The sequence below is a fragment of the Terribacillus saccharophilus genome (genome assembly GCF_046592895.1).
Lineage (GTDB): Bacteria > Bacillota > Bacilli > Bacillales > Amphibacillaceae > Terribacillus > Terribacillus saccharophilus_D.
On the sequence record NZ_JAWVPU010000001.1, the window covers coordinates 227,972 to 247,704 of the forward strand.

20 protein-coding genes are annotated in these 19,733 nt (G+C 43.5%); 1 reads left to right on the forward strand and 19 read right to left on the reverse strand.

Going from position 1 to position 19,733, the window contains the following annotated elements; translation table 11 throughout:
* Positions 1-69 precede the first annotated feature (69 nt).
* From SFC66_RS01170 to SFC66_RS01250, 17 genes are all read right to left on the reverse strand, one after another.
* Positions 70-2,571 carry a CDP-glycerol glycerophosphotransferase family protein gene (locus SFC66_RS01170; protein ID WP_411216875.1) on the reverse strand — a complete coding sequence of 834 codons (2,502 nt, stop codon included), beginning with the start codon at positions 2,569-2,571 and terminating at the stop codon, positions 70-72.
* Between the two features lie 57 nt (positions 2,572-2,628).
* The gene (locus SFC66_RS01175; RefSeq protein WP_411216876.1) at positions 2,629-3,672 is read right to left on the reverse strand and encodes a glycosyltransferase family 2 protein; all 1,044 of its coding nucleotides are present in this window, start codon (positions 3,670-3,672) and stop codon (positions 2,629-2,631) included.
* A complete protein-coding gene (locus tag SFC66_RS01180; protein ID WP_411216877.1) occupies positions 3,673-5,583 on the reverse strand; it encodes a glycosyltransferase in 1,911 nt (636 codons plus the stop codon). It abuts the gene before it with no gap.
* A gap of 91 nt (positions 5,584-5,674) precedes the next feature.
* The gene (gene hag, locus SFC66_RS01185; RefSeq protein WP_411216878.1) at positions 5,675-6,496 is read right to left on the reverse strand and encodes a flagellin Hag; all 822 of its coding nucleotides are present in this window, start codon (positions 6,494-6,496) and stop codon (positions 5,675-5,677) included.
* A gap of 122 nt (positions 6,497-6,618) precedes the next feature.
* Positions 6,619-6,849, reverse strand: a complete 231-nt coding sequence (gene csrA / locus SFC66_RS01190) for a carbon storage regulator CsrA (protein WP_411216879.1) — start codon at positions 6,847-6,849, stop codon at positions 6,619-6,621.
* Between the two features lies 1 nt (position 6,850).
* Positions 6,851-7,288 carry a flagellar assembly protein FliW gene (gene fliW, locus SFC66_RS01195; RefSeq protein WP_411216880.1) on the reverse strand — a complete coding sequence of 146 codons (438 nt, stop codon included), beginning with the start codon at positions 7,286-7,288 and terminating at the stop codon, positions 6,851-6,853.
* A gap of 8 nt (positions 7,289-7,296) precedes the next feature.
* On the reverse strand, positions 7,297-7,890 hold the full coding sequence (locus SFC66_RS01200; RefSeq protein WP_411216881.1) for a DUF6470 family protein: 594 nt from the start codon (positions 7,888-7,890) through the stop codon (positions 7,297-7,299).
* A 55-nt stretch (positions 7,891-7,945) separates the two neighbouring features.
* The gene (flgL, locus tag SFC66_RS01205; RefSeq protein WP_411216882.1) at positions 7,946-8,830 is read right to left on the reverse strand and encodes a flagellar hook-associated protein FlgL; all 885 of its coding nucleotides are present in this window, start codon (positions 8,828-8,830) and stop codon (positions 7,946-7,948) included.
* Between the two features lie 7 nt (positions 8,831-8,837).
* Positions 8,838-10,355, reverse strand: a complete 1,518-nt coding sequence (gene flgK, locus SFC66_RS01210; RefSeq protein WP_411216883.1) for a flagellar hook-associated protein FlgK — start codon at positions 10,353-10,355, stop codon at positions 8,838-8,840.
* Positions 10,356-10,395: 40 nt separating this feature from the next.
* Positions 10,396-10,887, reverse strand: coding sequence for a flagellar protein FlgN (locus SFC66_RS01215; protein WP_411216884.1), 492 nt, complete (start codon positions 10,885-10,887; stop codon positions 10,396-10,398).
* Between the two features lie 18 nt (positions 10,888-10,905).
* Positions 10,906-11,163, reverse strand: a complete 258-nt coding sequence (flgM, locus tag SFC66_RS01220) for a flagellar biosynthesis anti-sigma factor FlgM (RefSeq protein WP_411216885.1) — start codon at positions 11,161-11,163, stop codon at positions 10,906-10,908.
* Between the two features lie 84 nt (positions 11,164-11,247).
* Positions 11,248-11,667 carry a TIGR03826 family flagellar region protein gene (locus tag SFC66_RS01225; protein WP_411216886.1) on the reverse strand — a complete coding sequence of 140 codons (420 nt, stop codon included), beginning with the start codon at positions 11,665-11,667 and terminating at the stop codon, positions 11,248-11,250.
* A gap of 117 nt (positions 11,668-11,784) precedes the next feature.
* Complete coding sequence (locus SFC66_RS01230; RefSeq protein ID WP_411216887.1) at positions 11,785-12,318, reverse strand: ComF family protein; 534 nt, start codon at positions 12,316-12,318, stop codon at positions 11,785-11,787.
* A gap of 140 nt (positions 12,319-12,458) precedes the next feature.
* Positions 12,459-13,850 (reverse strand): ATP-dependent helicase ComFA, encoded by a 1,392-nt coding sequence (locus SFC66_RS01235; protein ID WP_411216888.1) that lies wholly within the window; start codon positions 13,848-13,850, stop codon positions 12,459-12,461.
* Between the two features lie 51 nt (positions 13,851-13,901).
* A complete protein-coding gene (locus SFC66_RS01240) occupies positions 13,902-14,744 on the reverse strand; it encodes a DegV family protein (protein ID WP_411216889.1) in 843 nt (280 codons plus the stop codon).
* Positions 14,745-14,954: 210 nt separating this feature from the next.
* Positions 14,955-15,635: a response regulator gene (locus SFC66_RS01245; protein ID WP_411216890.1), complete on the reverse strand. Its 681-nt coding sequence runs from the start codon at positions 15,633-15,635 to the stop codon at positions 14,955-14,957.
* A 157-nt stretch (positions 15,636-15,792) separates the two neighbouring features.
* Positions 15,793-16,932, reverse strand: coding sequence for a sensor histidine kinase (locus SFC66_RS01250; protein ID WP_411216891.1), 1,140 nt, complete (start codon positions 16,930-16,932; stop codon positions 15,793-15,795).
* Positions 16,933-17,070: 138 nt separating this feature from the next.
* Here SFC66_RS01250 and SFC66_RS01255 point away from each other — a divergent pair, with 138 nt between their 5' ends.
* Complete coding sequence (locus tag SFC66_RS01255; protein ID WP_411216892.1) at positions 17,071-17,703, forward strand: YigZ family protein; 633 nt, start codon at positions 17,071-17,073, stop codon at positions 17,701-17,703.
* A 54-nt stretch (positions 17,704-17,757) separates the two neighbouring features.
* Here the strand turns inward: SFC66_RS01255 and nagB are convergent, their stop codons facing one another.
* Together nagB and nagA are read right to left on the reverse strand one after the other, a co-directional pair.
* On the reverse strand, positions 17,758-18,510 hold the full coding sequence (gene nagB, locus SFC66_RS01260) for a glucosamine-6-phosphate deaminase (protein WP_411217725.1): 753 nt from the start codon (positions 18,508-18,510) through the stop codon (positions 17,758-17,760).
* Positions 18,511-18,515: 5 nt separating this feature from the next.
* Complete coding sequence (gene nagA / locus SFC66_RS01265; RefSeq protein WP_411216893.1) at positions 18,516-19,673, reverse strand: N-acetylglucosamine-6-phosphate deacetylase; 1,158 nt, start codon at positions 19,671-19,673, stop codon at positions 18,516-18,518.
* Positions 19,674-19,733 lie beyond the last annotated feature (60 nt).

A 19,733-nucleotide genomic window follows, 5' to 3' on the forward strand; every position in this document is an offset into this window, starting at 1 on the left:
CTCTATACCCACTTACTCCATAGACTAAACCTCTTTTTACATAAAAAAAACCGCCATTGAATGACGGTTTTATACAGGCTGGCTATATGCCGCGATTTTCTCTTGGATAAATTGCCAAACACGTTCTGATGACTTATCGTCCTGGAAGTGATGTACCCGGTCACGGATCTGTTTACGCTCAGCCTCATACCAAGAGGGATTCTCCAAAAAGGAAGCCAAAGCATCTTGCAGTGCATCCTGAGATACCACTTTTGGTCCAGGAGTCCAGTTTGTATACGAATCGAGAATGAATCCCCGGTTCTGCTGATAAGAGTGTAAATCAACCGGTGTAAAGATAATCGGCTTATCCAGCAGCAAATAATCAAAATAAATGGAGGAATAATCCGTGATCAGCATATCCGCAAGCGGCATGATTTCATACAAATCCATTCCATAACGAGTCAGCATCTCATCCGTCAGCAGATGTACACGCGTCTGCATCTCGAAATGATTCAAAAACAGCTTCTCCTCAGCAGGATGCAGCTTCACAATCAGCTCCAGATTCTCCCGCTCCAGAAAATCATAGAACTGATCATTATCAAAACTCTCCATACCGAAAAGATTATCCCGGTTTAAATTCGTATCGGCTCGATCATTATGGGCCACTTGCCTGTAAGTCGGCATAAAGAAAATCATCCGGCTTTCACTGGGATCGATATCGAATTCTTCTCTTAGGAAATGTGTATCAGGCCGCTGCAGCAATAAATCATTCCGTGGCGCTCCGGTGAGTTGTATATGGTCTGGATTCAATTTGAAGCAGCGAAGCATCAAATCGCTGAAAAAATCCGAGTAAGAACATATATAATTGATGCTCCCCCAACGATCTGCCAACACATGCTTATTTTGCTCATTCTTATCAGCAAATCCCATCGCCTTCAGCGGGAAGCCATGCCAAGTATCTATTATTAGCTGGTTAGGGTTATAGAGCTTCTTGTTATGCTTGATATTCGCTTCGGTGATAATCAGCACATCGGCTGCTTTAACCTTTTCTTGAAACTCCTGCGTTTCCTGCTGCAGGAGAAGTTCTACATCGAAAGACTCCTGGATGGATGCTGGAATATGCTTTGACATGGCATACGTATTTGAACCGCTGCTATTGCGTGCTACCATGACTAGCTTTTTGCGGCCATTCTCAGAAATAGCTAACTCTTCCGGACGGTAAGGAGCCTCGCGATGCAGCTGATCAATTTTCCATGTACCCGCCTTATTGATCATTTCCAGGCGATAATATACTTTCTCAGATCTATCATGTTCTTTCCACGTTTGAATTAGCAGCAAACGTACGGATGCTCGCGAGTAGTGGTAGTCGATGGATTCCACTTTCGGAAACGCCACTTGTCTGATTATATTTGTATCAAGCGGCTTAAAATCTTCGTTAATGTATCGCTGTGTAAAGAAGCTTGCTAGATAATCAATCTCGTCTTCTGTTTGAATGACGAGCTCAGATCCAAAAATCGCACTTGTCAGAATGTCATTCAATACTTTAAAGTAAAGGTATTGCGGATCATGGATAGCTTGCAATGGAATCTCAGCGAAGCTTTCTTCCTGCAGTGCTGTTTCCATAAAATCGACCACAGACTCAGTATAATATGGTTGCGCCATCATTTGGCACGCTTCTGCTGAAGGTAATTCATAAGCACCTTCGACAATTGATGGTAATGCCTTAAGTGTTGGCAAAGTCTCAGATTCTTCTACGACTGGAACAATCCCTCTTGCTAATGCTTCAACTGTAATCTGATGGGACTCTTCATAGTTTCCATTCACAATCAATGCTGTTATTGATTCCATATGCTGCCAAATATTGCCTGTCGAATCATTCCACACAATTGATTTGTCGACACCCATTTTCTGGGCCATTTTATAAATAGCTGTCTTATCAGGACCATCTCCGAGAATTGTCAAAATTGCCTTTCCTGAAATTGATTTAAACGAAGAGAGAACTTGTTCATAGTAGTTGTCAAATAAAGATAGCTCTCCAACTGCAACAAAGTGTGCCTTTTCCGTGGGACGCGGTATAACGCCATACCTCTCTGTCAAAATCGGCTCACCGATCATATGCAGAAATTGATCCTGAAAAACATATCGCTGCACTGCCTCCTCTAATTGCTCATTCATGACCAAGTGTCCGTCACTGAATTTTAGCGCCTCCTCATAACCAAATTCCTCTGGTGCTCCTTGCAACCAAGAGTATATCCGCGGTACTGGCCCATTCAGCTGTGCCACCGCCGTCCTGCACACATAATTCATTAATGGGGTTTTTACTGCCACAATAACATCCGGCTTGCCATGATGTCTTAAGCTGTTCGTGTAACCCTTGATTAAGGAATCAGGACTCTCATATTCCAGTCCGCTTTTCTCACCATAATAGTAAATCTCGGGTAAAGAAGATTCCAATGTAACATTATCCGATCTATACGATTGGAAAACTCTCACAGTATGACCTCGATCAACAAGCAATTCAATTGTTTTGGTCAGCCTCTTTTCCAAGAATCCAGTCCCATCGGTATAGATGAGTGAAAAATCGATGATCATTCGAACACCCCTTTTTTAGACAAATAAAAAAGTAAACGTAGAATACGTTTACTTTAACTAGTTTAGTGCGGGTTGTCCATATTTACTCTTTATTGTTCTAAGAATTGAGACCAGTAATTGCTGTGTCTTGTTGTCCATACCAGGAAAGTATTCACTGGTCACTTTCATAATTTCATTGAAATCTTTGATGAAATTCTGTATGTACTGGTCAGGAAGTCCTGAAATCCAATCATTAAGTAATGAGAGCGTCTGGTGTCTTTCTCCGAGAGAAGCTGCTGTCAAAGCTAAACGAAAAGGTCCCCAAATATCTCTAATCAAACTAGACCTAAAATAATAACTTTTCAGAGTAGACTTCTGCATCAGAGAGGAAGAATCAATACTTTCTTCCACCCTTTTCATAACACGAATGGAGCTATCTAGAGCCTGTGTACTGGTTGCTGATTTAGTTATCGAATCAAGACGCATTCTGTAATGATATGTGATGTCAGGTATATTGAAAATGTGATTTGCACGAAGCATGGCTGTAATCGTAAAAATCTGATCCTCTCCAAAACTAATATCTTCATGGAATGACATCTCTTTAATCAATGTTCTTTTATATAATTTACCCCAGCAAAAAATACTAAAAATGATGGAAGGAGATTTTTCGATATCTATATCTCCCTCTCTCTTTAATTCTGGAAAGATTTTCGTAAGACTTGCTTCTTCTTGTTCTTCATTAATTAGTTGATTAAAGGGGGCTGTAATTAGATCCGCACCTGTTCTGCTTGCAGCAGTATATAGCTTCTCCAATGCATCATGTGGAAGTATATCATCCGAATCTGCAAAGAATATATACTCCCCGTTCGCATTTTTCAAGCCCAAATTACGACAAGTTGAAACACCTACATTTTTAGGCTGTCGTATCAATCTTATATTGGATGGATACTTTTTTCTTTTTCGCTCAGCGAGCTTCCAAGAAGCGTCCGTCGAGCAATCATCGACAATTAATACTTCTACAGTTTCAAACATTGTTTGCCCGGTGATAGAATTAATTGTTTCTTCTATATGTGACTCCACATTATACATAGGTACAATGACGGTTATTTGGTAATCCTTCATTTATTTCGCCCCTGCTTGTTGACTTTCTCGTTGTGAAAGGTAGTTACCAGGATACTTCTTATTAGTTATTTCAAGAAAAGAGGAAATATCTTTGTCATCCCCCTTGATTTGCAAACACTCCATTATCATTTCGTGAACCTTGAAATGGGCTGCATCCTGAGAGATTGATTGGAAACCGAATGTCAAAGCAAGGTCAATATCGTTATCTGAAATTGCAAGTTCCATTACATTGACGAAATCTTTCCTATTCAAACGTTTAGAATCGGATGCGGCATAAAATTCTGCACTTAACTCTTTATGTCCATGTGCATACAGGACACGGGCAATTATATTATTTCGCTTTCCAGACTGAATAGTATCAACGATTTTTTCAAAGGCATCAAATAATTGCAATCTGACCAATCTGGACAGCAACTGTTCCACCACATTAAGATTCTTATCCAAGTTCGTCAATGTGATTAGCGATTCCAATATCTGATAGTCTTCTTGAGACAAAGCATGTTTTAATTTATCCAAGAACGTCTTGTCATCCAGTTCATGTGATATGATGACGAGATCATATAAATCGAAATAACTGTCTCCGAATAGATGAAGGATAGAATAATCATCAATTTTCGCTTTAATCGCGTCAAAGTCGTCTTTGCCAATTAGAATTTTCAAATCCAGGCCACTAGTCCTCATTATTCCTTTTCTTTCTACCAGTAATTCGACCAAAGAAGTTGCACCTATATCCAAGAGAGATTTTATATACACTTGCTCAGAAGTCCTACTATTCATTAAATTATTATTTTCTATAAATATGGCAACCTCTTCGTCTGTATGATATGTCGTCAATAAACGGAAAAGATGAGTTATTGTCTGAACGTCGTTTTTGTTAAAATTGAGTGCTTTGCTGTAATTATGTACAGCATTTGTCAAATCTTTCTCTTCTTCATATATTTTGCCTAATGTATAGAACGGCAAATATTCCAAATAATTAACGTTGTTAATTACTTTCCATTGCTTACCCCAATCAAGATAAGCCAATTCTTTCTTAGTTTCCTGGTGTCTGCCTTGAGAATAATAAATCAGAGCTTTCTGCACACGGAAGTCAATTGCTCCCGACCAAAGCTCTATAGCTTCATCCACAATCTGGAGAGCCTCATGATACCTTTTTAAATTACCCAAACAGTGTATCAATCTTTCTACAGCTAGGGAAACCCATAAATATTGAATTGAATCTTTCTTCTGGAATGCTTTTTTGTATAACTCAGCAGCCTTTTCAAACTTATTCTGGGAGAGCATTTCGTTTCCTAAATTGAAATAATCAAATCCATCTGCTTTACCTTTTAATTCCCTATTAATCAATGGAGTGTTACGAGCATTCTTATCTTTCGCCTTTAATGTACGTGCTAAATAACCAGAATGATAAACAGATAAGTTTAATGCATCTACTCTTAATTTACCATTTTCCATTTGGAGCTGTTCATGTACTTTACGATAAAAGTTAATGGAAGAAAGGTTTTTATAAATACGTATTGTCGTTGTATGTGTAACGCCCTCTCCAAAATCCCCCAAAAAGTTTACTTGAGTTACCATGAAGGCATCAGCTTGGTCATCATCCATATTTTTAAGTTTATTCACAACATCCTTGAAATTCTCTTCATCCACGTATTCATCGGCATCAAGATAAATGATCCACTTTCCTGACGCTTTGGATTGTGCGAAGTTTCGCGCAGCTGAAAAGTCGTTTACCCATTCAAAATCATATACTAACTCCGTATATGCTGCCGCAATTTCTTTTGTTCGGTCCGTCGAACCAGTATCAGCGATAATGATTTCATCTACTAAACCCTTGACGGAGTCTAGGCATCTATTCAAAACAGTTTCTTCATCTTTTGTAATCATGCACAGAGAAATGAAAGGTTTCATGGTAATCCCCCTATATGAAATAAAAATATCGTATCAAATTATTTGATACGATATTTTTATAAAGGAGCAAAGATGCTCCTTTATAGATTGATTATTGTAGCAACTGAAGAACGCCTTGTGGCTGTTGGTTAGCCTGTGCAAGCATAGATTGTGCAGCTTGGGAAAGGATGTTGTTCTTAGTGAAGTTCATCATTTCTTTAGCCATGTCTACATCTCTTACACGAGATTCAGCAGCAGTTAAGTTCTCAGAAGACGTGTTCAAGTTATTGATAGTGTGCTCTAGACGGTTTTGGTTCGCACCAAGGTTAGAACGGAAGCTAGAAACAGAGTTGATCGCTGAATCAAGAACAGCAATCATGCTAGAGATTTCAGAAGCGGTACCAGAACTGATATCTAGATCATTGATTCCAAGGGCCTCAGAGTCCATGGACTGTAGAGAAACTGTTAGAAGCTGGCTGCTGTTTGCTCCAATTTGGAATGTTACTTCTGTAGTAGAACCGTTAAGAAGTTTTTTCGTGTTAAATTCAGTATCAGTAGAGATACGATCGATCTCTTTTCTCAACTCAGTGAATTCATCCTGTAGTGCTACACGGTCTTCTGAAGCAGTGTTAGTGTCGTTGGAAGACTGAACTGCAAGTTCACGCATACGCTGTAGGATGGAGTGAGTTTCGTTCAAAGCACCCTCAGCAGTCTGGATTAGAGAAACGCCATCTTGTGCGTTTTTCGCAGCCATATCTAGACCACGGATTTGTCCGCGCATTTTTTCGGAAATAGCCAAACCTGCAGCGTCGTCGCCAGCACGGTTGATTTTAAGACCAGAAGAAAGTTTTTCTAGTGCGCCTTGTGTAGCAGAGTTGTTAGAGCTTAGTTTGTTGTACGTGTTTAGAGCTGAGATATTATGGTTGATTCTCATTTTAAAATTCCTCCTTGAGTGTAAGTACAGCCCACATCCTTGTGGTTTCATTGGTTCGCAGCGGTCGGCCGCCCGTGCTTTCCTTTGCTGTACTATTTATATCGGAGGAAAGTAACAGATGTTTAGCTTTTTTCTATATTATTTTTCAAGAAATTGAGTAAATCGACAGATGTTTCGGCTGCTGCACTATTTTCTTGCTCGATAGCCAGGTAAACTTCTTTCCTGTGTATGGCAATCTCCTTCGGCGCCTCTATTCCTAGTTTAATTTGCTCTCCATCTATACTAAGGATTTTCAATTCTATATGGTCTCCAATTTTTACTGATTCTCCTACTTTTCTTGTTAAAACTAGCATATCACGCCCTCGCCTTCTCGGTTTGTAAAGGCGTGCGTGTGGAAAATCTATCATTTAGGATGATTTGCTCTCCAATTAGTGATTCAGCATTAATGATAAGCGGCGCCTGCAAGTTGATTGTACTGTCAATGAAAGGATCCCTCAAAGTCAAAATGGATAAAACCTTCACTTCTTCTGGTTTTGTTATGCCGAGACCTTCTTTCGTTTGCTCACTCAAGTCAAAAGTATAATCCATTTGAAAATGATAAGGACTGGCTACTACAAAAGCAACTACTGCTGTCGTTGTACTTTGCAGAATTTGAAACACTGGATTATCCGGAAAATCAATCAATACAAATGTCTTCTCATCATAGAAACCCGGTAAACCTTTCTCAAAGCGAATTATCTTCTCTTCATTTATAGTCATTTTGCCGAAGTATTTTGTTTCAATTTTCATCATTAAGCTCCTCATATATTTAACTCGAAACCATTGACTCCATAAAACTTCAAGCCCTCAAAATTTACTTTTAGTGATTGGTATTGTTTCATTCCAGTATGTACTTGACCTGGCTGGTAATTGTATTGCGGTTTCTGCGCTGTATTTTTTATCTCTGGCGCGTTGATTTTTACATTGATATCCAACTCGGAGGGTTGATAATCAATCTTGACGGCAAAATGCGATGGAATCCATCCAATTCCAAACTCTTTTATTTTGCGATCATCTATCCTTTTAGCCTGTGAAACAATTGGATCGCCGCCTTTTTCGATTTTCATCATTTCCTTTCCTTCCTGAACCCGACGAGCTATACCTTCCAAGTAAGATTTTTTTCCATGTTCAGCAAATTCCTCGGTCCGCTTGAAAACTGACTTCAAATCCATATCGTTCCAAGCCTGAGTCTGGTCGATCGTGAGCTTGGATGGTGTAGTATGCATCGTAACTTCCGCTTCTGGTTGACGGATAGTTTGCTCTGCTCCAGGCTGTTGAATGCCAACTGTCGCATCTGTTGTTTGTAGACTTATTTTAGCTTGCTGGGATTGTATTCGTATTTGAGGCAATTGCATATACATAACTCCTCTCTAAACAAAAAGCTCCGCCAGCTGGCAGAGCTCTATCTATTTATCGTAAGAAATCCATCAAAGTCGGTTGAATTATCCGCGCACCTGCTGACATCGCAGCACGATGCACTGCCTCCTGAGATACCATATTCATGATGACTTCTTCCATCTCGGCATCTTCATTATTAGACATCAATTCTGTGGCAGAAAGCTCTTGGTCATCCAATCGAGATGATACAAGATCCATCCGATTCATACGTGCACCTAAATCAGCACGTTCATTAATCAGACTATCGATATTTTCATCAACAGTACCGATGTAACCATCCAAATCTTCATCGGCAGCATCAGAACGTAGTGCAGCAGAGAAATTCTCTAAATCATTGAATAATTTCTCTCCGAAAACAGCATCTGCATCCACATTCACCTTTACATCGACGCCCTTGGATAAAGTAAGGTTAACTGGATTCGAGTTAATATTCACCGCCGCACTTCCATCGTTATTAATCGTTACAGGTTCTGTATCGGTGTTAGTTCCGTTGAAAATATATTTACCATTTACTTGGGTGTTAGCTATTGTCGCCAACTGCTCTTTTAACTGGTCGACTTCCTCGGCAATATTCTCCCGCTGTCCTTCTTCATATGTTCCATTGCTGGCTTGAACTGCCAGTTCTCTAATCCTTTGCAGCGCACTTGTGGCATTACCTAAAGCAGAATCAGAGTTATCAATCCAGCTTTGCGCCTCGGAAAGATTCCGCTTGTACTGTTCCACATCACGTACCTCGGTACGATAACTCATACCCTTCGTTGCCACGACGGGATCGTCGGAAGGCTTGGTGATTTTCTTACCGGAAGACAGCTGTTCAGAGTACTTATTCAAGTCGCTGTAGCTGTTGCTCAGATTACGCAGCATACTGTTGGACATCATACTTTGTGTTATGCGCATGTTTTACTTACCTCCCTACTAATCCCATGTTGTTGATGATTTTATCGAGCATTTCGTCGACGGCTGTCATGCTGCGGGCTGCCGCGTTATAAGCATGCTGGAATTTGATCATGTTGGTCATTTCCTCATCAAGTGAGACACTGGAAACAGATTGACGCTGCAAATCAGCTTGGTCAACCAATGAAGTGGAGTTTGTTTTTTGCCTGTTTGCTTCCTGTGCGTCTACGCCCAATGTTCCGATCATACCTTCATAAAAACTGCTGATGGAAGTTCCATCTGGACCTAACTTAGGATCACGCATCGCCTCAGAAAGTTTCTTCGCATTTTCACCATCTCCGGAAGTGCCATCTGCACTTGCGGCAATCAGCTCTGGTTTTCCATCAATTGCGGCTGACAGTTTAATATTCGCTGCCGCGCCATACTCATCTCCTCCATGATTGAAGAAGTCAATTTCAGAATCTGTTCCATCTTTGTAATAACCATCCTGCTGGACAGTATTTATAGCTTCAACAAAGCTGTACGCCATTTTATCAAGATTCTGCATCATCTCTGGATATGCACCTTTGACAGTACCATTTTCCAGATAACCATATGAATCTATCAAACCTTTAAGCTCGCCTTTAGATATGAAGTTCTCCACAGAAATCGGTGTATCCCCAAAAGTGATACTTGAGACAGCAGTCATGCCGTTTTCATCTTGTCCATACTGGACAGACATTTCTTTGTATGCTTTTGTATCAGGATCAACCAGCACAGTTTGAGGCGCACCTTGTTCATCCACCAAAGTGATCCTAGCAATGCCTTGTGCCGCTGTCGGTGCCAGACCGCCTGATTTTTCGTAGTCGACCTTAATGTTGACCATGGAAGATAGTTCATCGATGAGTACATCGCGTTTATCGTATAAATCATTCGTCACCATGCCATGGGGTTCCATATCGGCAATCTGTTTGTTCAATTCATTGATCTGATTCATATAGGAGTTGATGCTTTTCACCGATACATTGTCGATTTGATCTTTCAAATCAGCTCGTACATTGGTAAGGCTGTTCGAGATGAAATTGAATGTCTCTGCCACAGCCTGTCCCTTTTGCAAAGCAACCGAGCGTGCTCCTGATTCTTCCGGCGTTGCGGACAAATCCTGAAGAGCGCTCCAAAAATCATTCATGACGGCAGATAGACCTGAATCGGATGGCTCATTCATGATGCCTTCCATACGGCTCAGAGCTTCTGCTTTTGTGTTCCAATACGAAGCCGTACCAGTCTGCGAACGGTACTGCGCATCCAAATAGCTGTCGCGGATCCGTTCGATCGATCCGGCCATGACGCCTGTTCCCTGCTGGCCGACGACTTGTGGACGATTGCGTCCTGCGGCTGGATATGGAGAAATTTGTTCGAAGTTGACACGTTGTCTTGTATAGCCTTCTGTATTAGCATTTGCGATGTTATTGCTTGTCGTATGTAATGCCGTTTGCTGCGCAAAAAGCGCAGATCGGGCAATTTCTAATCCTGCGAAAGTCGATCCCATTTCTATATCCCCTTTAACCGATAGCTTTTCCGTAAATGTGTTATACCTTGGAGTCGAATAAGGCGCGATTCTGCGGCCGCTGCTGATCCTGGTTAGGTGTACCGTAATTCAATGACTGGATGGAGGGAGCAAGCATATCCAAGGAAATCTGCACAAATTGCATCGATTGCTCCAGCAGCTGCTGATTGAGCGCTTCCTGCTTCTTGAGTTCTGTCACTGCTTCCGTCAAGCCGATCAGCTCCTGTTCCAGCTGTCCTGCCAGCTCGTCGTCTGTGATCAGTTCCAAAAGCTCGGTTACAGTGCCCGGTACCGGAAATCCAGCAGACACTGCCCAGGATTCTGTTTGCGTGATCCGCAAATTCTCCAGCTGCACGACCGCTTGCACATGCTTTTTCTCGGCCAGCAGCTGCTTTTGCAGGCTGTCCATCTCATTTGCTTTCAGATGGTCCGTTTTCAGGCGGCTGATTTCCAGCAGGCTACGGTGCAATTTATGCAGTTTTTCAATCGTTTGAAATAAAGCTTGTAAAGCCATGGTTGCTCCTCCTTGGTGCTACGACCAAAAATCCATCATTTTCTTAGCGGTCTTCTCTGCATCGACTTTATATTCGCCATTTTGTACTGCGGCTTTTATCTGTTCCACATGGCTCTGGCGGCTTGCCTGGATTTTATCGCCTTCCTGGAGACGTTTCGCTTCCGAGGAAATTTCCAGTTTATCCGGGCGCTGACTTGCTTTTTGCAAATCAGCTTGCTGCTTGAGCTGTTTTGTGTACGGATTGAAACCGGATTGGTTCGGACCTTGAATTTTCATCAGATCTGCACCCCTTTCCAACTTCTTAACACTCTTACAGATAGTATCGGTCAATATCGGGAAAATGTTAAGCGTTTTGCCGAATTAATTCGCAGATCTGTCTGCATTATAATATGTACGCTGCTCTTTCACTCCGGCAGCAGCTGTACGTTTTTCCTCCAATTCACGGGCGACATCCAATTCCTTGCGCATCTCATTTTTACAATCCGCGCACATTTCACCTTCCGTGATTTGGTTGGAACAATTGCGGCAGGAATAAGACAACATCGGGAATTGACTTGGCTGCAGCCTTTTTTCCCGGACGAATTTGATGATCAATGATTCCGGGACTGTTGTTGCTTCCGTAATTTGCTGGATGGTTGCTTGGCGATTTTCACGTTTACGCAGGAATTGATAAACCATCTGGAAGGATCGCTCTTCCTCTCGATGACAATTTGGACAAATATCTCGGTAATCTCGTGCGAATACGCTTCCGCAGCGGACGCAATTTGCTAGTTCTAACATAGGCTGACGCCCTCCTCCTAGTATAATAGGTACACTGATTCGTGTCCTTGTTAGTATGATTATAGCATGATAATGTGATAAAACCGCTGTTTCTCCGACATTTGGCATATGGGAAAGTTACCCTCTGATAAGGGTACAGGCTGCCACATGAACGGTACCATTTTCCTTCAGCAATCGAGCTGCATGGCGAAGAGTGGCACCTGTTGTATAAATATCATCGATCAAAACAGCGTATTTAGGAGGCTCTGTCAGTAGATGAAAAGGATTTTCTGCAGTCAGCCTATCCACGCGGCTACGCTTGGATTGCTTTTCCCCATGCTGCCTTCCAAGCACCGCCTGTAGGGAAGCCCCCGAAAAATTTGTCAGTTCATCGGCTTGATTGAACCCTCTCTCCGATAATCGTTCTTGGCTCAACGGAATCGGTACAGCAACATAATCGCCTTCACGAAAATGCCGCTGATAGAGTTTCTTGAAGTCGGCTTCAAACGCTTGACCCAGCACATAATCACCACGGTATTTCCACCTCGCTATATAATCTTGCATAGCTGCATTATAAGCATATAGTGATACATTCTTCTCCAGCACATCATAAGAGCTGGACGCTTGCCAAAAGCGGCAATCTGCGCAAACTTCAGATTCCGTTTGCTTCATGCAGATCGGGCATCCCGGTGCTTGCAGTTTCTGAAAAGATGCTTCACATGCTGAACAAAGAATCGATAAACGTTCTGGCCATAATATTGTCGACCAGATGGGTCTTTTTATCGTCGTTTCGCCGCAGTTCACACACTCAGTCATAGACGCTTTGCCATTTTGTTCATATCCTGGATAGCCTGCACGGCATCATCCATCGCATTGCTTCTTCCTTCATGGAACAATACAACTTCTCCTGTCGGGTCAGCAGGACTGCGACCGGCGCGACCAGCAATCTGCACGATTGCCGCTTCATCAAAAACATCATGACCAGCATCGATAATGGCAACATCCACGGATGGAAAAGTCACCCCGCGTTCCAGGATGGTCGTTGTTATGATGATGGCTGTTTCTCGATTTCGGAATGCCTGTACTTTTGCCTCTCTATCTTTATCGGCAGCATGGACCGTGGTGATAAGCGTTTGTGCTTGGCTTTTTGGCACAATCTTTTCCGCAAACGGTTGCAGTATCTGTGCTTCTGTCTGCAAGCTATCGGCCATGACAACAGTGGGAAGGAAAAGCAGCAGTTGTCTTGTCGGCCTCATGCGTTTATGGAGCCACTTCATTAGTTGCGTCGGAAAGTGTCTTTTTTGTAATTGTTTTTTCATTCCAAAGCAAATCTTCGAAGTTGGGACAGGCAGTGGCTGCCCATGGAAACGGACAGGGACGAAAACATGCGGAAGCGTCTTGGCGGCGATTTGCCGCTTTTCTTTCTGGCGGGGTGTGGCAGTGAGGAAGATGGAGGCGCAATCTGGTTTCTTGGCTCTTTCTGTAGCGACATGCAGCATGGGGTCTGCATGATATGGGAACGCGTCTATTTCATCGATGATGAGTACATCAAAAGCTTGATAAAACCGCAGCAGCTGGTGCGTGGTCGCCAGGATCAGCTGACTGTCACCTGTTTTATCCGGACTGCTGCCGTATAACGCCTGAACCGTGACACTGGGAAATGCCTGCCGGAATCGCGGCAGCAATTCCCGGACCACATCCGCACGGGGTGTGGCGAGACAAATACGCTTACCGTGTCGGAGCGACGTTGACATACCCTTAAACAGCATCTCGGTTTTCCCTGCACCGCAAACTGCGTGAACCAGGAGCTTCCCATTTTGCTTCATGGCTTGCTCGATGGCATCCGCAGCAATCTGCTGATGTTCGGTCAATTCCCCATCCCATGCACAAGGGTCAACATGAGCCGGCCACTGCGGTTCAGGGCCAGTCCACTCGTAGAAATGGTCACAATTGCTGACTCTTCCCATTTGGATACAGTTTCTGCAATAAATATGGTGGAGGTTGCATATCCGACAATCCATGCGTTGTAAATGGTGTCCTGTCGCATTGCATCGGTTACAGTAAGGGTTGTTTTTTTCTTTTCGGAAAGGAGGGATTTGTTTGAAGTGATGATGATGAAGGGCGTTTTCGAAGGTGTTCGTTGAGAGTGGGATTTCACGGCGCAACAATCGCTTGCCGGCATAGCGTTTCGGATCAAGTTCCATCTGCTTGCTCCTTTCGATAAGAAAAAGGAGAAGAAATTTTCTCCTCCTCTTTTATACTTTGTACCACAACAGCCCAATTGCGCCTTCTCCCAAATGAGTCCCGATAACCGGACCGAAATAAGATACTTCTACTTCTGCATTGGGATATTCAGCAGCCAATTCCTGACGAAGGTTTTCTGCTTCTTCCGGTCGATTGGCATGAATGAAGCATACCTTCATCTTTGCCCCATCTGCTGCTTGTTCAGCGAATAGTGCTTTGATCCGGCTGATTGCCTTTTTCTTCGTGCGAATCTTTTCAAATGGTACGATGACTTTGTTTTCAAAATGCAGAACTGGCTTCACCTGGAGCAAGCTGCCGATAAGAGCCTGGGCTCCGTTCAAGCGTCCGCCTCGCTGCAAATTGGAAAGGTCATCCACGATAAAATACGCTACCATCGTTTCTTTCATCTCATCCAATCGTTTCAGGATATCCTCCACAGAAGCGCCTTGTTTCGCCATACGTGCAGCTTCCAATGCATAGTAGCCCTGCGCCATACAGCTAAGCTCGGAATCATATGCATGGACTTCGATTCCTTCTACCATATCATCTGCGGCTACCATGCTTTGATATGTCCCACTGATGCCGCTGGAAAGATGCACACTGATGACCGCATCATAAGATTTACTGAGTTCCTCCAGCTTCTCGATCACTTTGCCGACCACAGGCTGTGATGTTTTAGGCAAGTCCTTTTGCTGCTTCACTTTTTCATAAAACTCCGAAGCGGTGATATCCACTTCTTCTTCATACGTTGCATCATCGAAAACGACCTGCAACGGTATCATATGTATGTCAAATGCTTCTCGCTGTTCTGGCGTAAGATATGCTGTACTATCTGTCATTACAGCAATATTCATGCTATCGGTCTCCCTTTTGTTAATCTGGCTTTCTCGTATTTCTGCCTTCTATCTTACCCTATGCCCGTGTTTTTTGCATCACTGGAATAGTAAATTCGACGTACACAGCTCTGCATCATATAACAGTTTCTACGTCAGTAACCACGATTTTTCCAGCCCTATCAGCATGAAAAACAAAAAAAAGCCCGAGCTTTCACCCGGACTTTCCTCTTATAAAACTTCGACCCAGCCGTTGCGGATTGCTGTTACAACTGCTTGTGTACGATCATTCACATTCATTTTCTGCAAGATATTGCTCACATGGTTTTTGACTGTCTTTTCACTGATGTACAGTGATTCCGCTACGCCGCGGTTGCTCTTACCATCAGCAAGCAGCTGCAGCACTTCACATTCCCGACGTGTAAGCAAATGCAGCGGACGGCGATGTTCGCCGATTTTGCTGGAGATGGATGAACTGCTTTCCTCAGCCAGGCGGCGGTATTCCTTCACAAGATTATGTGTGACTTTCGGATGTAAGTAAGATCCGCCTTCACTGACCACCTTGATGGCATCAATCAGGGAATCAGCATCCATTTCTTTCAGCAAGTAGCCTTGTGCCCCTGTTTTCAAAGCATGTGTCACGTAGTTCTCATCATCATGGATGGAAAGAATGATCACATTGATATCTGGACGGTGCTTGATCAAGTCTGCTGTAGCTTGTACACCATTAGTTGTCGGCATATTGATATCCATCAGGACTACATCAGGATTGTATTTTTCAACTAATTCAAGAGCTTCTGACCCGTCGTCGCCTTCTGCTACCACCTGGAAAGCCGGTTCGAATTCCAAGATGCGCTTAACGCCCTCTCGAAATAGTTTATGGTCGTCAATCAGTAATATTCCAGTACTCATATGGTTCGCTCCTCCTACAAGTTCTTATCAATTTTCATGTGTTGGTGCATTTTTAGGTTGATTATGAGTAAATATAAGTGCGTTTGAAATCCCGACTAAATTAATAACCTTTTACACGCTTTTAATTATAAGCATAATTACCTTATTATAGCCAGTCTTATCCTTCTGTAAGCGGTACCTTGATCAGGACTCGGGTGCCTTTCCCGATTTCGGAATGGAAAGTAATGGATCCATCGAGCATTTCGACACGCTCCCGCATGCCGATGATTCCAAAGGAATTTTCTTTCTTCAAAGTGACATCAAAGCCCTTTCCATCATCGATGATACTGATGACAACCAAATCCTGCATCACTTCCAGGCGCACCTTGATCGTGCTTGGTTCTGCGTGCTTGACTGCATTTTGAACCGCTTCCTGGGTTAGTCGGAATAAGGCCACTTCGTATTTCGAATCCAGCCGTTTCTCTGCTTTCAGGGCTGTAAAATCAATATGGATATTATTGAATTCTTCAATATTGGCCAAATACTTCTTTATAGTAGGCAATAAGCCCAGATCATCAAGTGCCATCGGACGAAGGTCGTAGATGATACGACGCACTTCATACAGCGAGCTGCGGACCATCTTGCGCATATTCTGAATCTCGAGCAATGCTTCATCCGTACTTCTTTCACGGAAAGTACGGTCGACAAGCTCGGACCTGAGCAGGATATTCGCCATCATTTGGGCAGGACCATCATGCATTTCCCTGGAAAGCCGGCGGCGTTCTTCCTCTTGTGCCTCGATGATTTTCAAGCCGAATTCCTGCTTTTCCTTGGCATCATGGATAAGCTGGGAGACTTGTTTGAAATCATCATTCAGATAATTGAGGACGACGCCGATTTTCCCGACAAGCCCCTCGGCACGCTTCATTTTAAGCTCCAGCCCTTGCAGTCTGCGCTGGATTTCATCACGGCGCTCCCGCAGAAGCTTTTCTTTTTCACGGGACATGCGCAGCTCGATTTGCAGCTTATGTGTCTGCTCATACACTTCCCGGATTTGCTCTTCTGAATAGCGATCAAAATCACGGCTTACATCGGACAAGCGCATCTTGGAATAGCGTACCTTTTGTTCCAGCTGATCGCCTTCCTTGATCATATCGGCCACTTTTTCCTTGGTGAGCTGCAAGTCAGTGAGCAGCTGCTCATATTCCATGCGTGACTCTTCCCCTATGTAAAAAATCTCATCCTTGCTGTTCTCGACAGCTTCCACCATCTCATTGATGATCCGGTCGAGTGCTTTGTCTTCGATTTTTTTGCCCATGTCATTACTCCATTCTTCTATGCTATATCATTCGAATTACCCAACTTGTTTATGGGGTTTGTAAGATACTTTTCTAGTGTATTTGTCATGTTTTCTGCTATCTTTATATAATGAGTGCTCAAGGAGGTAAAATGCAAGATGCTAACAACTTATTTTACCGTAAAAACGGAAGGTTCACACGAAATTGTCATCCAAAAATCCCGTTTCATCGGTCACGTGAAGCGAGTCGAGACAGAAGAAGAAGCGATCGGTTTCATCCAGAAAATCAAGAAGGAACATAAAGATGCCACCCATAACTGTTCTGCCTATATGATCGGCGAACATGACTTGATCCAAAAGGCAAGTGATGATGGAGAACCGAGCGGAACGGCTGGCGTCCCGATTTTGGAAGTATTGAAAAAGAAGGGGTTGAAAGATACTGCCGTTGTCGTGACGAGGTATTTCGGGGGCATCAAACTTGGTGCAGGCGGCTTGATTCGCGCTTACTCCGGATCTGCATCTCAATCGATTGATGAAATCGGCATAGTCAGACGGCAGCTGATGCAGCTGGCTGAAGTCCATATCGATTATACTTTGCTCGGCAAAGCCGAAAACGAATTGCGGCAATCTGCTTATACACTGCGTTCCATTGATTATGCAGATCGCGTCGTGCTTCATGTGGCCATGGAATCGGGTAAGGAAGAAGAGTTCCAAGCATATATGACGGATATGACGAATGCCCAAGCCGAAATCACTTTTGGCGGGCAGGAATATATAGAAGAAGATGTGTAAAAGTCAGGGCGACTTTTACACATCTTTTTTTTCGACAAAATATTACCCGGGAAATCAATCCCCTGTTTGGTAATCCGCTGCTTTCAAACCGCTCAAAGCACCTTGGTCAGCAATGATCGTGACATTTGGATGGTCTTTGATGATGGATGCGGGAAATGCTTCCGTCTTATCCCCATACACTAGCCGTTCCAGCACAGAAGCCTTTTGTTCCCCGGCAACGAGCAGCAGCAATTCTTTGCTTTCCATGATATTTTGGATACCCATCGTGATGGCATGCTTCGGCACACTGTCCAAATCAGCAAAGAAGCGCGCGTTCGCATTTCTGGTCGTCTCGTCCAGCTCTACGATATGTGTGCGCTGTTCGAATGGTGTGTGAGGTTCATTGAATCCGATATGTCCATTCAATCCGATGCCGATCACCTGCAAATCGATGCCTCCAGCATTTTCGATCATACGCTCATAATCCGCGCATGCAGCGTCCAAATCATCCGATTTCCCGTTCGGAAGATGTGCATTTTCAGGAGAGATATCGATATGTGAGAATAATTTCTTATTCATATAATACGCATAACTATTTTCATCGTTGCTTTCAAGACCCACGTATTCGTCCAAATTGAATGTGACGGCTTCAGCAAAAGAAACATTTCTTTCCTTATAAGCTTTGATCAATGCTTCATACATTCCTTCAGGCGTTGAACCGGTTGCCAGTCCCAATACGCTGTCTGGCTTTGTACTAAGTTTCGAGATGATACGCGCAGCAGCCATTTCACTCAGCTCTGCATAATCTTTCGCTTTTTCCATTGTCAGCATAGTCATTTCTCCTTCTGATAAGCTAAATTCCCCCTGCAGTACGTAGCTTGCAATAGCAGCTGTTCATCGAGCAGGACGATATCTGCATCTTTCCCTATTTCCAAGGATCCTTTTCGGTCATATATATTATACTGCTTGGCTGGATTTTCTGCCGTCATCCTGGCAATATCCAAAACAGTTGCATCTGCATATGCAGCCATATTCCGAATGGCACCCTTCATTTGCAGCATACTGCCTGCAAGCGTCCCATCCGGCAGCAGCGCCTTGCCTTCTTTCACTGTGACAGCTTGTCCGCCAAGATCATATGTCCCGTCTGCAAGTCCCTTCCCGCGCAGGGAATCGGTAATCAGAATCAACCGTTCGGGTCCGACGTTCTGGTAAATCAGACGAAGCATTTCCGGTGCAACGTGAATGCCATCCGCTATCAGCTCCGACTTGAGCGAAGACAACAAAAATCCTGCACCCACAGCACCTATATCACGATGATGGATCGCATTCATTTGATTGCACAGATGCGTCAGCTGCGAGATTCCCTGATCGGCAGCTTCTTTCATCTGTTCAAAGAGCGCATCCGTATGTCCCGCCGATGCGACAATCCGTTCAGAAGCGAGCAGCTGTGTAAGGTTATAATCTTCATCACATTCCGGAGCAAGCGTCACGACTTTGATGAGATTCCCCGATAGTTCCTGCCATTTCCGAAATAACGCTGTATCCGGATTCTTTATATGTTCCAGAGGCTGTGCCCCTGCTTTTTTCGGGTTGACGAAAGGACCTTCCAAATGAACGCCGATGAGTTCAGCTTCGCCAGTATGATTCGAAAACAAACGTACTTGCTCAAGCGCCGCTTCTATAGACTTGTCATCCTGTGTGATGGTCGTTGCCAGAAAAGCAGTCGTTCCCTCATTCGGCAAAAAGGCGGCCATTTGGTGCAAACTCTCCTGTGTCGCATCCATCGTATCCGCACCGTCAGCTCCATGGATGTGCCCATCGATGAAACCAGGCAATGCATATTGAAATCTTCCATCAATCTCCTTGGCATATTTGTGCGACGGCGTACCATCACCTATTTCTGTTATTTTCCCATTATGTATACCGATGTAACCAGTCATTTCTCTTTCAGGTAAGCAAATACGGACATTGCGAAGCAAGAAGTCTTCCATGACACAATTCCTTCTTTCGGTTCGTGATAGCAATAGCGTAGCACAAGCTAAATTCATTGT

What these genes read in the sequence shown, in the direction of transcription:
- SFC66_RS01200 (WP_411216881.1), bottom strand. Translation starts at nt 7,890, where the DNA reads ATGCAATTGCCTCAAATACGAATACAATCCCAGCAAGCTAAAATAAGT.
- SFC66_RS01180 (WP_411216877.1), bottom strand. Translation starts at nt 5,583, where the DNA reads ATGAAACCTTTCATTTCTCTGTGCATGATTACAAAAGATGAAGAAACT.
- SFC66_RS01230 (WP_411216887.1), bottom strand. Translation starts at nt 12,318, where the DNA reads ATGAAGCAAACGGAATCTGAAGTTTGCGCAGATTGCCGCTTTTGGCAA.
- SFC66_RS01250 (WP_411216891.1), bottom strand. Translation starts at nt 16,932, where the DNA reads ATGGGCAAAAAAATCGAAGACAAAGCACTCGACCGGATCATCAATGAG.
- flgL (WP_411216882.1), bottom strand. Translation starts at nt 8,830, where the DNA reads ATGCGCATAACACAAAGTATGATGTCCAACAGTATGCTGCGTAATCTG.
- SFC66_RS01240 (WP_411216889.1), bottom strand. Translation starts at nt 14,744, where the DNA reads ATGAATATTGCTGTAATGACAGATAGTACAGCATATCTTACGCCAGAA.
- csrA (WP_411216879.1), bottom strand. Translation starts at nt 6,849, where the DNA reads ATGCTAGTTTTAACAAGAAAAGTAGGAGAATCAGTAAAAATTGGAGAC.
- SFC66_RS01215 (WP_411216884.1), bottom strand. Translation starts at nt 10,887, where the DNA reads ATGGCTTTACAAGCTTTATTTCAAACGATTGAAAAACTGCATAAATTG.
- hag (WP_411216878.1), bottom strand. Translation starts at nt 6,496, where the DNA reads ATGAGAATCAACCATAATATCTCAGCTCTAAACACGTACAACAAACTA.
- SFC66_RS01175 (WP_411216876.1), bottom strand. Translation starts at nt 3,672, where the DNA reads ATGAAGGATTACCAAATAACCGTCATTGTACCTATGTATAATGTGGAG.
- SFC66_RS01245 (WP_411216890.1), bottom strand. Translation starts at nt 15,635, where the DNA reads ATGAGTACTGGAATATTACTGATTGACGACCATAAACTATTTCGAGAG.
- SFC66_RS01225 (WP_411216886.1), bottom strand. Translation starts at nt 11,667, where the DNA reads ATGTTAGAACTAGCAAATTGCGTCCGCTGCGGAAGCGTATTCGCACGA.
- nagA (WP_411216893.1), bottom strand. Translation starts at nt 19,673, where the DNA reads ATGGAAGACTTCTTGCTTCGCAATGTCCGTATTTGCTTACCTGAAAGA.
- SFC66_RS01170 (WP_411216875.1), bottom strand. Translation starts at nt 2,571, where the DNA reads ATGATCATCGATTTTTCACTCATCTATACCGATGGGACTGGATTCTTG.
- fliW (WP_411216880.1), bottom strand. Translation starts at nt 7,288, where the DNA reads ATGATGAAAATTGAAACAAAATACTTCGGCAAAATGACTATAAATGAA.
- SFC66_RS01235 (WP_411216888.1), bottom strand. Translation starts at nt 13,850, where the DNA reads ATGGAACTTGATCCGAAACGCTATGCCGGCAAGCGATTGTTGCGCCGT.
- flgK (WP_411216883.1), bottom strand. Translation starts at nt 10,355, where the DNA reads ATGGGATCGACTTTCGCAGGATTAGAAATTGCCCGATCTGCGCTTTTT.
- flgM (WP_411216885.1), bottom strand. Translation starts at nt 11,163, where the DNA reads ATGAAAATTCAAGGTCCGAACCAATCCGGTTTCAATCCGTACACAAAA.
- SFC66_RS01255 (WP_411216892.1), top strand. Translation starts at nt 17,071, where the DNA reads ATGCTAACAACTTATTTTACCGTAAAAACGGAAGGTTCACACGAAATT.